Source organism: Microbacterium sp. As-52, assembly GCF_049949185.1.
Lineage (GTDB): Bacteria > Actinomycetota > Actinomycetes > Actinomycetales > Microbacteriaceae > Microbacterium > Microbacterium maritypicum_A.
Genome location: NZ_CP188171.1, coordinates 2,692,979 through 2,706,805 on the forward strand (window position 1 = coordinate 2,692,979; position 13,827 = coordinate 2,706,805).

13 protein-coding genes are annotated in these 13,827 nt (G+C 69.1%); 11 read left to right on the plus strand and 2 right to left on the minus strand.

What is annotated here, in order from left to right; all coding sequences use genetic code 11:
- Window positions 1–6 precede the first annotated feature (6 nt).
- From ACLFA2_RS13025 to ACLFA2_RS13045, 5 genes are all read left to right on the plus strand, one after another.
- Entirely contained in the window at window positions 7–1,110 is a 1,104-nt protein-coding gene (locus tag ACLFA2_RS13025) for an ABC transporter substrate-binding protein (protein WP_426621429.1), read from the plus strand.
- The gene (locus ACLFA2_RS13030; protein ID WP_021201084.1) at window positions 1,110–1,907 is read left to right on the plus strand and encodes an ABC transporter ATP-binding protein; all 798 of its coding nucleotides are present in this window, start codon (window positions 1,110–1,112) and stop codon (window positions 1,905–1,907) included. Before ACLFA2_RS13025 ends, ACLFA2_RS13030 begins: the two co-directional genes overlap by 1 nt.
- Entirely contained in the window at window positions 1,900–2,748 is an 849-nt protein-coding gene (locus tag ACLFA2_RS13035) for an ABC transporter permease (protein ID WP_426621430.1), read from the plus strand. Before ACLFA2_RS13030 ends, ACLFA2_RS13035 begins: the two co-directional genes overlap by 8 nt.
- A 114-nt stretch (window positions 2,749–2,862) precedes the next feature.
- On the plus strand, window positions 2,863–4,242 hold the full coding sequence (locus ACLFA2_RS13040; RefSeq protein ID WP_292761822.1) for an NtaA/DmoA family FMN-dependent monooxygenase: 1,380 nt from the start codon (window positions 2,863–2,865) through the stop codon (window positions 4,240–4,242).
- Window positions 4,235–5,119 (plus strand): ribokinase, encoded by an 885-nt coding sequence (locus ACLFA2_RS13045; RefSeq protein ID WP_292761825.1) that lies wholly within the window; start codon window positions 4,235–4,237, stop codon window positions 5,117–5,119. The genes ACLFA2_RS13040 and ACLFA2_RS13045 overlap by 8 nt, the downstream gene beginning before the upstream one ends.
- A gap of 2 nt (window positions 5,120–5,121) precedes the next feature.
- On the opposite strand, the gene ACLFA2_RS13050 is transcribed toward ACLFA2_RS13045, so the two are convergent.
- Window positions 5,122–5,727 (minus strand): PadR family transcriptional regulator, encoded by a 606-nt coding sequence (locus tag ACLFA2_RS13050; RefSeq protein WP_029267343.1) that lies wholly within the window; start codon window positions 5,725–5,727, stop codon window positions 5,122–5,124.
- Between the two features lie 103 nt (window positions 5,728–5,830).
- Here ACLFA2_RS13050 and ACLFA2_RS13055 point away from each other — a divergent pair, with 103 nt between their 5' ends.
- Together ACLFA2_RS13055 and ACLFA2_RS13060 are read left to right on the plus strand one after the other, a co-directional pair.
- Window positions 5,831–6,355: a flavin reductase family protein gene (locus ACLFA2_RS13055; RefSeq protein WP_401122833.1), complete on the plus strand. Its 525-nt coding sequence runs from the start codon at window positions 5,831–5,833 to the stop codon at window positions 6,353–6,355.
- Entirely contained in the window at window positions 6,352–6,759 is a 408-nt protein-coding gene (locus ACLFA2_RS13060; RefSeq protein ID WP_315069528.1) for a riboflavin kinase, read from the plus strand. Before ACLFA2_RS13055 ends, ACLFA2_RS13060 begins: the two co-directional genes overlap by 4 nt.
- 154 nt (window positions 6,760–6,913) lie before the next feature.
- Here ACLFA2_RS13060 and ACLFA2_RS13065 read toward each other — a convergent pair whose 3' ends face one another.
- Window positions 6,914–8,422: a PucR family transcriptional regulator gene (locus ACLFA2_RS13065; RefSeq protein ID WP_029258917.1), complete on the minus strand. Its 1,509-nt coding sequence runs from the start codon at window positions 8,420–8,422 to the stop codon at window positions 6,914–6,916.
- A gap of 99 nt (window positions 8,423–8,521) precedes the next feature.
- Between ACLFA2_RS13065 and gabT the strand changes: the two genes are divergently transcribed.
- From gabT to ACLFA2_RS13085, 4 genes are all read left to right on the plus strand, one after another.
- A complete protein-coding gene (gene gabT / locus ACLFA2_RS13070) occupies window positions 8,522–9,886 on the plus strand; it encodes a 4-aminobutyrate--2-oxoglutarate transaminase (protein WP_029258916.1) in 1,365 nt (454 codons plus the stop codon).
- Window positions 9,887–9,993: 107 nt separating this feature from the next.
- Complete coding sequence (locus ACLFA2_RS13075; protein WP_021201075.1) at window positions 9,994–11,376, plus strand: flavin monoamine oxidase family protein; 1,383 nt, start codon at window positions 9,994–9,996, stop codon at window positions 11,374–11,376.
- Complete coding sequence (locus ACLFA2_RS13080) at window positions 11,376–12,260, plus strand: universal stress protein (protein ID WP_021201074.1); 885 nt, start codon at window positions 11,376–11,378, stop codon at window positions 12,258–12,260. Before ACLFA2_RS13075 ends, ACLFA2_RS13080 begins: the two co-directional genes overlap by 1 nt.
- Window positions 12,260–13,807: an APC family permease gene (locus ACLFA2_RS13085; protein WP_029258915.1), complete on the plus strand. Its 1,548-nt coding sequence runs from the start codon at window positions 12,260–12,262 to the stop codon at window positions 13,805–13,807. The genes ACLFA2_RS13080 and ACLFA2_RS13085 overlap by 1 nt, the downstream gene beginning before the upstream one ends.
- The last annotated feature ends 20 nt before the right edge of the window (window positions 13,808–13,827 follow it).

A 13,827-nucleotide genomic window follows, 5' to 3' on the forward strand; every position in this document is an offset into this window, starting at 1 on the left:
ACCCTCATGGCTACTTCCTCTGCGGAAACCCGATTCCGCATCACTGCCACCCTGACGTGCGTTCTCGCCGCCACGCTGACGCTCGGAGCATGCTCCGCGCAGACGCCAGGCGGCGATACCGCCCCCACGAGTGCGAGCGACACCGACGCCTGCAAGCGGAATCAGGATGCCGGCACCATCACCTACATCTCCGGCTACGGCTACTCCGCCAGCGCCGGCCAGCTCGACGTGTTCCTCGCCGAGGAGCTGGGCTACTTCGACGACCTGTGCCTCGATGTCGAGATCAACGCCTCCGGGGCGAACGGGCAGCAGCTCGTGGCATCCGGTCAGGCCCAGTTCACCGCTCTCGGTTCTGCATCCGACGTGATGCTGGCGGCGGCGAACAGCAAGAACCTCACGGCGGTCGCCACCTACGGCACGACCCCGCCGTTCTCGATCTTCGGCAACGAGAAGCTCGAGAGCCTGAAGGACCTCGAGGGCGGATCGCTCGGATACTTCATCAACCTGACGCCGATCGCCTCGGCCATGCTCGACGAGGCCGGCGTCGACGTCTCGAAGGTCGAGATGGTCAAGATGACCAACTACGACCCCACGGTCGTCGTCCGCGAGCAGGTCGACGCGATCGTCGGCTACGCCTCCAACCAGCCGCAGTCGCTCAAGGCTCAGGGCCTGCCGTTCAGCGAGTTCCTCCCCGCCGATCTCGGCGTCGAGGGTACATACAACGTGATGGAGGTGAACTCCCGATTCCTCGAAGAGCACCGCGAGGTGGCCGCCGACTTCATGCGGGCGAGCCTCAAGGCGCTGCAGTACTGCCTGGACGAGTCGGATGCCTGCATCGACAAGCTCGCGAAGCTGGCCGAGGACAGCGGCCAGGGCGCAGCGTTCCCCCGCGACCAGCTCGCCCGCACGTGGGAGGTGGAGTCCGCGTGGGTGCGCGAGAGTGCCGGCGGGAACCCCGGCGTGCAGAACGAGTCGATGTGGGAGCCCGAGTACGCCCTCGTGAAGAAGTACGGCGACGTCAAGGAGCTGCCCGCGATCGCCGACATGATGGACGCCGACCTGGTCGCCGACCTCTACGACGGCGACACCCTGATCTGGCAGGAGAAGTGATGACGGTCGCACACGGCGCCGGCGTCGAGGTCAGGAACGTCTCGAAGTCGTTCGGCGTCGACGGCGCGAAGGTCACCGTGCTCGATGATGTGAGCCTGACGATCGGCATGGGCGAGTTCGTGTCGGTGATCGGCCCGAGCGGCTGCGGCAAGTCCACACTGCTCAAGGTCGTCGCCGGCCTTCTCGACGCCGACTCCGGAACCGTCACGATCGACGGCGAGAGCGTCACGGCGGCTTCGCGCGACAAGAAGATCGGTCTCGTGCCGCAGTCGCCCGCACTGCTGCCGTGGAAGACGGTGCGCGAGAACGTCGAGCTGCCGGTGCGGATCAACGCCAAGGCCAACGCCGGGCGAGCGCTCCGTGATCCCGCGGAGCTGCTGGCCACCTTCGGGCTCGGCCAGGCGATGAAGAAGTACCCCGGACAGCTGTCGGGCGGCATGCAGCAGCGTGCCGCGATCGCGAGGGCGTTCGTGTTCGACCCGGCCATCATGCTGATGGACGAGCCGTTCTCGGCGCTGGACGAGATGAACCGCGACCTGCAGCGGATCGCGCTGCTGGAGTTCTGGCAGTCCAACCGCAAGGCCGTCATGTTCGTCACGCACTCGGTGCCGGAGGCGATCATGCTCTCCGACCGCATCGTGGTGATGGCCGCGCACCCGGGGCGCATCGCCCAGGTGATCGATGTGAACCTGCCGCGGCCGCGCACCGAAGAGGCCTACGCGACGGACGAGTTCCGCGAACTGGAAGCAGTCGTGCGCGGTGCGCTGCGCGCGCAGACGGAGAAGGCCCATGTCTGAGCTGACGATGAGAGACACGACCGCGACCCTCGCGACCGCCCGCCTGAAGGCCCAGCCACGCCGGGGAGTTCCTTCCTGGCTGCGCTGGGGAGCGTGGGGACCCACGTTGATCACCTTCGTGATCGCCGCTCTCCTCTGGCAGGTCGTGGCCTGGACCAACCCGTACGTGCTGCCGACGCTGGAGGCGATCGGCGCCAGCCTCGTCGATGACGCCGGCATGTACTGGTCGAACTTCCTCGTCACGCTCCTCGAGGTGGTGGTCGGCGCCGCCGCCGGTATCCTCGCCGGATTCCTCCTGGCGGTCGTCATGGCGGAGTTCCAGATCATCGAGCGGGCGGTCATGCCGCTGGTCATCATCGTGATGGTGACCCCGATCGTGGCGATCGCCCCGGCACTCGTCGTGGCGTTCGGCTTCGGCATGGTGCCGAAGTTCATCGTGACGGGGCTCGTGGTCTTCTTCCCGATGCTCGTGAACTCGCTGGCGGGTCTGCGCGACGTCGACCAGAAGGCGATGGACGTCTTCAAGACGCTGCACGCCTCGCGATGGGAGATCTTCCGCGAGCTGCGTTTCCCCGGCAGCATGCCCTACGTGTTCGCCGGCCTCCGCATCGCCCTGCCGCTCGCCGTGGTCGGCGCCGCGGTCGCCGAGTTCGTCGCGGCGGGACAGCAGGCCGGTCTCGGTTCGCTCGTCACCACCTCGGCTGCACAGGCGAACTTGGCCGTCACCTGGGCCAGCATCGCCCTGCTGTGCCTGCTCGGGGTGCTCCTGATCATCGTCCTCGCCCTGGTGCGCAAGCGCGTGCTGTGGTGGAGCGACGGCGAGGTCACGGCCAAGGGCTGACGCGGCATCCGCATCCCGGGACGGGCACCCCCCAACCCGTCCCGGGGTTCCTCCGGCGTGCCCGGAATCACTGCAGCAACACCAGAGAACCACCCACAAGGAAGGCACCCGCACATGACCGATCAGAACACCGTCAAGCAGCTGCGCCTCGGCCTCTTCGAGAACGCCCAGGCGAACGACTCCGGCACCGCGACCTGGCGGCACCCCGACAATGGGCGCTATCTGTTCGACAAGCTCGAGTACTGGCGCGACACCGCGCGCATGGTCGAGGACGCCGGGTTCGACTTCCTGTTCCTCGCGGATGCCTGGGGCTGGGCCGACGTCGCGGGCGAGCGTCCGGACATCTGCTCGGTCGAAGGCCTCGACCTCCCGCGTCTCGACCCGGCGATCATCCTCGCCGCCCTCATCCCCGAGACGACGCGCCTGGGACTCGTGGCCACCGGCTCGACGCTGCTCGAGCCCCCCTACTCCTTCGCCCGCCGCATGGCCACGCTCGACATCCTCTCCGGCGGTCGCATCGGCTGGAACGTCGTCACCACCGGTACCGCCGACACGGCGGTGCAGGGCTTCGGCGTGCCGATGGTGGGTCACGACGAGCGCTACCTCATGGCCGACGACTTCATGGAGGTCGTCTACAAGCTGTGGGAGCAGGCGTGGGAGGAGGGCGCACTGGAGCGCGACAAGTCCGGCCGCTTCGCCGACCCGTCCAAGGTGCACCGCATTGCGCACGACGGCCCCTACTTCCGCTCGCACGGCTACGGCAACACCTCGCGCTCGCCGCAGGGTACCCCGGTGCTGTTCCAGGCCGGGGCTTCTCCCGCGGGCCGTGAGTTCGGCGGCAAGCACGGCGAGGCGATCTTCGTCGGCAGCGGCTCCGTCGAGCAGCTGCGTGCGCACTCGTCGGCGATCCGCGAGGAGGCCGTCAAGAACGGCCGCGGAGCCGACGAAGTGAAGATCATGTCGGCCTTCGCCGCGATCGTCGGCAGCACGGAGGAGGAGGCGCGGCGCAAGTACGCCGAGGTCGCCGACGCGCAGAATCCCGACGTCACGGTCGCCTCGTACGCATGGTTCACCGGCCTCGACCTCTCGGCCTATGCGCCGAGCACGCCGATGGCGGAGCTGAGCACCGAGCTGTCGCAGACCCAGGTCGCGCGCTTCGCCGACAAGACCGTCGGCGACGTTCTCGGAGACTGGCACGCGCACGGCGTCGGCGCCCGCCCGATCGTGGGCACCCCCGAGCAGGTGGCCGATCGGATGATCGAGCTCGCCGATGGCGCCGACCTCGACGGATTCCTGTTCGCCCCCGTCATCCCGCCGGCGTCGACGGTCGACTTCATCGAGCACGTGCTGCCGATCCTCAAGGAGCGCGGCGCGATCGTCGAGCCCTCATCGGAGCCGCAGTCGCTGCGCGAACGCCTGATCGGCACGCCGACACCGGCGCTCGCCGACTCGCACACCGGATCGCAGTACCGGCGGATGATGTCGCGTGTCTGACACCCTCACCGGTGTCGCCGTCGTGGGGAGCGCGAACCTCGATCTCGTGGTCGAGGTCTCGCGCCCTCCACGTGTCGGCGAGACCCTGCTCGGTCGGGCCGGCGGCCGCTTCTCCGGGGGCAAGGGGCTGAATCAGGCCGTCGCCTCCGCGCGCAGCGGGGCTCCGACCCGGTTCTGCGCGGTGATCGGAGCGGACGAGGCCGCCGACGTGCTGCAGCAGACGCTGGAGGATGCCGGAGTGGCGGCGGCCCTGCGCCGCAGCGCCGCCGCTCCGACCGGCGTCGCCCACGTGCTGGCGTTCGACGACGGAGACAACAGCATCATCGTCGCGGCCGGTGCGAACGCCGAGCTCGACGCGGATGACGCGGTCGCCGGGATCGCGGGCGCGGCGGTCGTGCTCGCGCAGCTGGAGGTTCCGCTCGCGAGTGTCGCAGCGGCGCTGCGCGCGGGTCGGACGGCCGGAGCCCTGACGATCCTGAACGCTGCGCCCGCACATGCCGGGGCGGTCGAGATGCTCGGCGACGTCGACGTGCTGGTGGTTAACGAGACCGAGTGCACCGAACTCGGCGGCATCGACCGGCTGCACGCCGCCGGTGCCCCGGTCGTGGTTCTCACCCGGGGTGCTGGGGGAGTGGTGCTGCATCGCGCGGGGAGCGATCCTCTGCAGGCCGACGCGTTCCGGATCGATCCGGTGGATACGACCGGCGCCGGCGATGCGTTCTGTGGAGCGTTGGCCGCCGCGCTCGCCCAGGGAGAAGCAATCGAGACGGCGCTGATCCGGGCCTGTGCGGCCGGCGCCGTGGTGGCGCAGCATCGGGGTGCGACGACGTCGGCCCTGTCGCGCGCGTCGATCGACGCGCTCGTCTCGTCGCGCTGACCTCAGGCCGAGGTGCCCGCCTCGGCCGACGCTACGCCCTCGGTCGTCTCGCCGGCGAACGTGTACTCTCCACCACGCAGACGTTCCAGCAGGTCGAGCAGCCACTGCTTCTCGGCCGTGAGGCGGGCTGTGGAGAGGTCGAAGATCTCCCGCACGTACTTGGGTGTCGTCTCGGACCGCAGCGTGTCCTGCACGTCGAAGCCGTTCTGCGTGATGATCGCGTCGCTCTTGATGAGGCGGTGCTCGAGGCCGGCGATCACCTCCTGCCGGCTCAGAACGAACATGAACGAGGCGACGGTCATGATGGCCTGGGTGTCGAAGGCTGCGACGTTCCAGAGGTTCTCGCGCAGCATGCGCTGCAGTTCGACCTCGCCGGCCGGGGTGATGCGGTAGGTCGTCCGCGCCGGGCGCTTGCCCTCGGCCTCGGTGCCGCTCTCGGCGATGTAGCCGTCGACCTCGAGGGCGCGCAGGGCGTTGTAGATCGATCCGGGTTGGATATGCGCCCACTCGTCGACGTGCCAGGTCATGAGTTCGCGACGGAGGAAGTACCCGTGCACGGGCTGGAACTGCTTCACGGCGCCGAGGACGACGAGGCGGGTGGTCGACATGCCCCTCATGCTAACGGCTGGCCTTCGCCTTTCCTGTTGTTTGCATGATCAAAATTGCCTATTATCAAAACTAGTCAAAGTTGACTAACGAAAGGAAGCCGAAATGACGACTGTCGTGACCGACGCGCTGACGAACGATGCGCTCCCGCGCGACCTCGCCCTCCGCCGGGCCTTCTCGGTATACCCGACCGGCGTCGTGGCCCTGGCCGCGCACGTCGACGACCGTGCCGTGGGAATGGCGGTCAACTCCTTCACCTCGATCTCGCTCGAACCGGCGCTGGTGGCGATCAGCGCCGCCCGTACGTCGAAGACCTGGCCGGTGCTGCGCACCGTGCCCGAGCTCGGCATGAGTGTGCTCGCCGCGCACCACGAGCCGCTCAGCCGCTCGCTCTCGGCGAGGGAGGGCGACCGGTTCGGCGGCCATGAGTGGCGCCGCACCGATGGCGGAGCCGTGCTGATCGCGGACGCAGCGCTCTGGCTCACGTGTCGCCTGCACAGCACGTTCGACGGCGGCGACCACGAGATCGCGCTGTACGAGATCGCCGACATCACGCTGTTCGACGACGTCGAGCCACTGGTCTTCCATCAGAGCCGCTACCGCTCGATCGCCGCCCCCGAGAACGCGTGAGCGCGTCGCCGCCCGGGACGATCGTCGGACTGGTCGTCCCCGGCGACGGTCGGGGTCGCGAGCTCGGCTTCCCGACGGCGAACCTGGCGCTCGACCACGAAGATCTGCCCGACGACGGGATCTACGCGGCGTGGGTGCGGATCGACGACGACCCGCTGTCGTGGGCGGCGAGTGTCAGTGTCGGGATGAACCCGACCTTCGACGGCGATCGCGAGCGACGCGTCGAGGTGCACCTGCATGATGCCGACATCGACCTCTACGGTCGGCGCCTGTGCGTGACCCTCGTCGCGCGCCTTCGCCCGACGCTGCGGTTCGACGGCGTCGAGGCGTTGATCGCCCAGACTGCCGATGACGTCACGCGGTGCCGGGCGGTGCTGGCTGCGGGAGCGCGCATCCACTCCTGACCCGCTCTTGGCCCGATGTTGGCCCGCTGCTCCGGTTGCAGTTCCTGCCGCTCAGACGTCGCGGGGGCGGCGCGAAGTGCGACCGGCGCGTTCTCGCCGCGCGGGGTGCGAGCAGGAAGCACGTGGATGATCGGGAGCGTGCAGCCGCCCCGGCTCAGTCGCGGGCGGTCTGCAGGATCGTCCAGAGCTCGGCGCGGGCGGGGAAGGTCGACAGGTCGACGTCGAGCAGCGCTCCCGCGTGGGCGATGCGGGAGCGCAGGGTGTGCCGATGCACTCCGAGCGCGACCGCGGCGGATTCCGCTTTCGCGTCATGCTCCAGCCAGGTGCGCAGCGAGCGTTCGAGCTCGGCGCCGGTACGGGCGTCGTGCTCGCGCACCGGGGCCAGGCGCGATTCGGCGACGAGGCGCGCCTCGTCGGTCGCGAGGGCCGTGAGGATGCTCGACCCGACGGTGTCGGAGTAGCGGGCGACCCCGTGGGTGCCCTGCTGACGCAGCGCCGTGAGCGCCTGCGCGTGTGCCCGGGCGAACGAGTCGTACCCTTCGGGATCGGAGACGCCGATGCGGATGCCGAAGCGGGCGGCGACCTCGTCGAGCAGGGCCTCGTCTCCGGCTGAGACGCACATCGTCACCCCGTCCTCGGATTCGGCGAGGAAGATCGAGGTCCCGTGCTCGGCGCGGTGCCGCTCCCACCAGTCGGCGAGCGGCCCTGCCGGCGCGTCGGCGGCGACGGCCACGAGCACGGGTGCGGTGGGCAGGCTGCCCAGCACCCTCCTGGCCAAGGTGGGGTCGTCGGCGAGGAGCGATCTGAGGAGCTGCGCGTGCAGGCGACGACGACTGCGGGCGAGCTGCTCGCTCTGCTCCATCGCGAGTCCTGCCATGGCGATCACCGAGGTCACGACCGACCGGGCTTCGGGATCGAGCGTATCGACGGCGAGGGCGATGACGCCCCGCAGATGCCCGCCGCGGCCGACCGTGAACAGCATGAACGAATGGTCTTCGATGCTGAGCGACTGCCCCGCCTCGAGTCCACGGGTCAGGATCTCCACCGCGCGATTCCCGAGCTCGTCGAGCACACGGGCCTCCACCGTTTCGCGAGGGTGGGAGAGGGTGAGCGCTCCGGCGGCGTCGAACATCCCGGCCCAGACGCCGATTCGCCGCCCGAGTTCGGCGATCGTCGCATCGAGGCCGTGCGGTCGGAGGGCGGCGAGAGCGAGGGCACGCTGCGTGTCGAGGGCCCAGGACCGTCGGGCATACGCCTGAGCCGCGATCGCCTCGGAGTGCGCGCGGGCGACGGCGATGAACGGGGTGCGGTACGGGACGGCGAACAGCGGCATCCCGTGCGCGGCGCACGCGTCGACGAGCTCTTCCGGGATGCCGGACCGGTGCACCTCGGTGCCGAATCCCAGACCGATCACCCCGCGGTCCGCGAGCCGCCCGACGTACGTGTCGATGCTGACGGCTTCGTCGAACTGGGTTCCGGTGGTCAGCAGCGCCAGGTCTTCGGACAGGAACGGGGTGGGGTCGGCGAGATCGGAGCTGTGCACCCAACGCAGCGGGCGGTCGAGTGCCCCATCGGGGATGTCGCCTTCGCGGGGGATCAGAGAGAGCCCGAGATCGCGACGCTGCAACAGGGCGCGCAGGGTCGGCTGGGCGGTGACGACCACGGTGACCTCCGGCGAGTTGTACGAGCGGGCGATTTGCTTCTCCAGATTGTACAGACCGGTGAGTGCAGCCGGCTCGGTGGCCGCCGTACGCTCGCGAACATGGCACTCCTCGACACCGCAGCCCCCGCAGTCCCTCTCGGCGGACCCGACCTCCCCCAGGAGCGTCGTCTGGTCACGGATCTTCCCGGCCCCCGTTCCGCCGAGATCCTCGCGCGCAAGGCGGATGCCGTGGCAGCGGGCGTCGGACACACCGTTCCGGTCGCCGCTGTCGCCGCCGGTGGTGGCGTCGTCGTGGACGCCGACGGGAACTCGCTCATCGACCTCGGCTCCGGCATCGCCGTGACCACCGTCGGCAACGCGCACCCCAAGGTCGCCGCGGCCGTCGCCGCTCAGGCCGCGCAGTTCACCCACACCTGTTTCATGATCTCGCCCTACGAGTCGTACGTCGGCGTCGCAGAGGCGCTCAACCGCGTGACCCCCGGTGACTTCGCCAAGAAGAGCGCCCTGTTCAACTCGGGCGCCGAGGCGGTCGAGAATGCGATCAAGATCGCCCGCAAGCACACCGGTCGCCAGGCGGTCGTCGCCTTCGACCACGGCTACCATGGCCGCACCAACCTGACCATGGCGCTCACCGCCAAGTCGATGCCCTACAAGAGCGGTTTCGGCCCCTTCGCGCCCGAGGTCTACCGGGCGCCGATGTCGTACCCGTTCCGCGACGGACTCGATGGACGTGAGGCCGCGGCCCGCGTCATCCTCCAGCTCGAGAAGCAGATCGGCGCCGACAACCTGGCCGCGGTCATCATCGAGCCCATCCAGGGCGAGGGCGGCTTCATCGTCCCCGCCGACGGGTTCCTCCCCGCGATCGTCGAGTGGTGCCGCGCGAACGGCGTCGTGTTCATCGCCGACGAGGTGCAGACCGGCTTCGCCCGCACCGGGCACATGTTCGCGAGCGAGATCTTCGGCATCGAGCCCGATCTGATCACCACGGCCAAGGGCATCGCCGGCGGCCTCCCGCTCGCTGCGGTCACCGGTCGCTCCGAGATCATGGACGCCTCGCACTCGGGCGGCCTCGGTGGCACCTACGGGGGCAACCCCATCGCCTGCGCCGCAGCCCTCGCCTCGATCGACGTGTTCGAGAACGACGGCGTGATCGAGCGGGCGCGCGAGATCGGCACGATCCTCATCGACCGCCTCACCGCGATCCAGCAGAACGACCCGCGCGTCGGCGACGTCCGCGGCCACGGTGCGATGATCGCCGCCGAGTTCGTCGACCCCGAGACCAAGGCGCCGAACGCCGCTCTCACGGCCGCCGTCGCCAAGGCGTGCATCGCGCAGGGCGTCATCGTCCTCACCTGCGGAACCTACGGCAACGTCATCCGCTTCCTCCCTCCGCTCTCGATCGGCGACGACCTGCTGAACGAGGGACTCGACATCGTCGCCGCCGCCCTGGCCGCCGCCGAATAGCATCCGGGCCGCACTCCCGTGCGGCCCGACCCCCTGTCCGGTCGCGACCCCAATCGGGGGATTTCGGGTCGCGACCGGCACTACTTCCCCCAACGAAGGAGTTGCAGATGTCTGAGATCACCCGCGACGTACTCATCATCGGCGCCGGAGCCGCAGGGCTCACCGCCGCGAACGACCTGCGCAAGGCCGGCCTGTCGGTCGCCGTGCTGGAGGCCCGCGACCGCGTGGGCGGACGCCTGTGGACCGACGTCATCGACGGCGCCATGCTCGAGATCGGCGGTCAGTGGGTCTCGCCCGATCAGGATGCGCTCAAGGACGCCATCGAAGAGCTGGGCCTCGAGACCTACAGCCGCTACCGCGAAGGCGACAGCGTCTACGTCGGCCCCGACGGGAAGACGCACCGTTTCACGGGGGAGATGTTCCCCGTGTCGCCGGAGACCGAGGCCGTGATCGCCCGGATCACGGGCATCCTCGACGCCCTGGTCGCCGAGATCGACCCCGATCAGCCGTGGGCGCACCCGAACGCCGAGGAGTGGGATTCGATCACCTGGGACGCCTGGCTGCGCTCGCAGACCGATGACGACGAGGCCGTGCGCAACCTGGCCTTCGCCACGGGATCGGCGATGCTCACCAAGCCCACGCACTCGTTCTCGCTGCTGCAGTCGCTGCTGATGGCCGCATCCGCCGGTTCGTACTCGAACCTCGTCGACGCCGACTTCATCCTCGACAAGCGCGTGGTCGGCGGTCTGCAGCAGGTGCCGCTGCGTCTCGCCGAGCGCCTGGGCGACGACGTGCTGCTGAACCAGCCGGTCCGCAGCCTCGAGTGGTCGGACGCGGGGGTCGTCGCCACCACCGACGAGCTCACGGTCCGCGCCCGCCACGCGATCCTCGCGCACGCGCCGGTGCTGTACAGCCGTATCTCCTTCGATCCGCCGCTGCCGCGTCGTCAGCACCAGCTGCACCAGCACCTCTCCATGGGCTTCGTCATCAAGGTGCACGCGGTCTACGATCGTCCGTTCTGGCGCGAGCAGGGTCTCAGCGGCACCGCGTTCAGCCCGTACGAGCTGTCGCACGAGGCGTACGACAACACGAACCACGGCGACGAGCGCGGCACCCTGGTGGGCTTCGTCTCCGACGCCAACGCCGACGGCGTGTTCGAGCTCTCTGCCGAGGAGCGCAAGGAGCGCATCCTCGAGTCGCTCTCGCACTATTACGGCCCAGAGGCCAAGAACCCGGTCGTCTACTACGAGAGCGACTGGGGCAGCGAGGAGTGGACGCGTGGTGCCTATGCCGCGAGCTTCGACATGGGCGGCCTGCACCGTTACGGCGCGGACCTGCGCACGGCGGTCGGCCCGATCCACTTCGCCTGCAGCGACATGGCCGGCGCCGGGTACCAGCACGTCGACGGTGCGATCCGGATGGGACACCTCGTCGCATCCAACATCGTCGATGCGAGCCGCGAGTCCGGCGCTGTCGAGAGCAGCAGCTGATGACCGGCTCGGTCGTCGTGGGGTACACGGCGACGGATGCGGGAGCGGATGCCGCGGCGCTGGGCGCGCGCATCGCCCGCAGCCTGGGCGCGACCCTGCACCTGGTGATCGTGCTGCCGAACGAAGGAACACGCAACGCCGCGGTGCCGCCGGAGCGCGCCTATGAGGAGCACATCCGGTCGCAGGCCAGGAAGTGGCTCGCCGACGCCGTCGTCCGGCTGCCGCAGGAGCTGACCCGCAGCGGTCACGTCCGCTTCTCCGAATCGTTCGCCGAGGGGCTCATCGCCGCCGGCGAGGAGTTCGGCGCCCGCGTGATCGTGATCGGTGCGGCGGGCGGGGGCATCTTCGGACGCCACCGGCTCGGGAGCGTCGCCTCCGAGCTGCTCCATTCGTCGACCATCCCGGTCGCACTGGCTCCGGTGGGCACCGCCCAGCAGGACGACCACGTCATCCCGCGCGTGACCGTCGCCGTCGGGTCTCGGCCGGGCGCCGATGCGCTGCTCGACGAGGCTGTCGCCCTCGCCGGCGACAGCGGCGTCGACCTGCGCCTCGTGTCCCTCGTACCGTTCGACGTGCCCCCGGGGCTCGATACGGGCGCGATCCGCACGGTCGGTGACGACCACGGGCAGGAGGTCCTCGCGATGGCGACAGAGCTGCTCCCCGACGGGCGCACCGCCGCCGTCGAGAAGGCTCCGGGCGACACCGTCGAAGATGCGGTCGCGAACCTCTCCTGGCTTCCCGGCGAGGTGGTCCTGGTCGGCTCCAGCAGGCTGGCGCAGCCCCGTCGTCTCTTCCTGGGCTCCACGGCGGCGAAGATGCTGCACGAGCTGCCCGTCCCCATGATCGTCGTCCCGCGCACCCGCAACGAAGCAGGAGAACGCTGATGAGCAGCACCAACCGGGCGACGGAGCCCGAATCCGGTGTCACGACCGGGATCTCCACCAAGGGCCTGAGCGCCGGAACGGTCGGCCTGATCGGCGCGGTCGTGATCGGCATCTCGTGCATCGCACCCGCCTACACCTTCACCGCCGCCGTCGGCCCTGTGGCCTCCACGGTGGGGTCGCAGATCCCCGCGATCATCCTGGTCGGTTTCATCCCGATGCTCCTGGTCGCCTTCGGGTACCGCGAGCTCAACAACCGGATGCCCGACTCCGGCACCTCGTTCACATGGGCGGCCCGCGCCTTCGGTCCGTGGGTGGGCTGGATGGCGGGCTGGGGTCTGGTCGTCGCCACGATCCTCGTGCTGTCCAACCTCGCGGGCATCGCCGTCGACTTCCTCTTCCTGCTGATCTCGCAGATCACGGGCAACCCCGACATCGCCTCCCTCGCGAGCGTCACCTGGATCAACATCGGCGTGTGCCTGCTGTTCATGCTCGGGGCGACCTGGATCTCGTACCGCGACATGCAGACGACGCAGAAGCTGCAGTACTGGCTCGTCAGCTTCCAGATCCTCGTCCTGCTCTTCTTCGCCGGTGCGGCGATCGTGCAGGCCGTCAACGGCAACGGGTTCGACTACCAGCCCTTCGACCTGAACTGGTTCAACCCGTTCGCGATCTCGTCGTTCAGCGCCGTCGCCGCCGGACTCTCGCTGTCGATCTTCATCTTCTGGGGCTGGGACGTCACCCTCACCATGAACGAGGAGACCAAGGACCCGGAGAAGACCCCGGGTCGCGCGGCCACCGTCACGGTGCTGATGATCGTCTCGCTCTACCTGCTGCTCGCGGTGGCGATGATCATGTTCGCCGGTGTCGGCACCGGTGCGCTGGGTCTCGGCAACGAGGACATCCAGGAGAACGTGTTCTTCCACCTTTCCGGCCCGATCCTCGGCCCGCTCGCCTTCCTGGTGTCGCTCGCGGTGCTGACCAGCTCGGCGTCGTCGCTGCAGTCCACGTTCGTGGGACCGGCGCGCACGCTGCTGGCGATGGGGCACTACGGCGCCCTGCCCAAGTCGTTCGCGAAGGTCAGCCCGCGCTTCTTCACCCCGGGGTACGCGACCATCATCTCCGCCATCGTCGCGTCGGCCTTCTACGCCGTGATGCGCGTCGTGAGCGAGGACACGCTGTGGGACACCATCCTCACGCTCGGCATGATGATCTGCTTCTACTACGGGATCACCGCCTTCGCGTGCGTCTGGTACTTCCGCAAGCAGTGGTTCGACTCGACGAGGAACTTCTTCTTCACGTTCCTCTTCCCGCTCGTGGGCGGTGCGATCCTCGCGGTGCTGTTCTTCACGACGCTGATCGACTCGATGGACCCGGCCTACGGCTCGGGTTCTCAGATCGGCGGCGTCGGCATCGTCTTCATCCTCGGAATGCTGATCATCGGCGTCGGCATCGTCGTCATGGTCTGGAACGCCATCAGACGGCCGGCGTTCTTCCGCGGTCAGACGCTGAGCATCGACGCACCTCCCAGCCGACGCACGCGCTCCTAGCCCTCCTCACAGAAAGAGAA

Bases quoted from the DNA above. Each gene is read 5' to 3' on its own strand.
- ACLFA2_RS13025 (WP_426621429.1), top strand. From the start codon at position 7: ATGGCTACTTCCTCTGCGGAAACCCGATTCCGCATCACTGCCACCCTG.
- ACLFA2_RS13030 (WP_021201084.1), top strand. From the start codon at position 1,110: ATGACGGTCGCACACGGCGCCGGCGTCGAGGTCAGGAACGTCTCGAAG.
- ACLFA2_RS13035 (WP_426621430.1), top strand. From the start codon at position 1,900: ATGTCTGAGCTGACGATGAGAGACACGACCGCGACCCTCGCGACCGCC.
- ACLFA2_RS13040 (WP_292761822.1), top strand. From the start codon at position 2,863: ATGACCGATCAGAACACCGTCAAGCAGCTGCGCCTCGGCCTCTTCGAG.
- ACLFA2_RS13050 (WP_029267343.1), bottom strand. From the start codon at position 5,727: ATGTCGACCACCCGCCTCGTCGTCCTCGGCGCCGTGAAGCAGTTCCAG.
- ACLFA2_RS13055 (WP_401122833.1), top strand. From the start codon at position 5,831: ATGACGACTGTCGTGACCGACGCGCTGACGAACGATGCGCTCCCGCGC.
- gabT (WP_029258916.1), top strand. From the start codon at position 8,522: ATGGCACTCCTCGACACCGCAGCCCCCGCAGTCCCTCTCGGCGGACCC.
- ACLFA2_RS13075 (WP_021201075.1), top strand. From the start codon at position 9,994: ATGTCTGAGATCACCCGCGACGTACTCATCATCGGCGCCGGAGCCGCA.
- ACLFA2_RS13080 (WP_021201074.1), top strand. From the start codon at position 11,376: ATGACCGGCTCGGTCGTCGTGGGGTACACGGCGACGGATGCGGGAGCG.
- ACLFA2_RS13085 (WP_029258915.1), top strand. From the start codon at position 12,260: ATGAGCAGCACCAACCGGGCGACGGAGCCCGAATCCGGTGTCACGACC.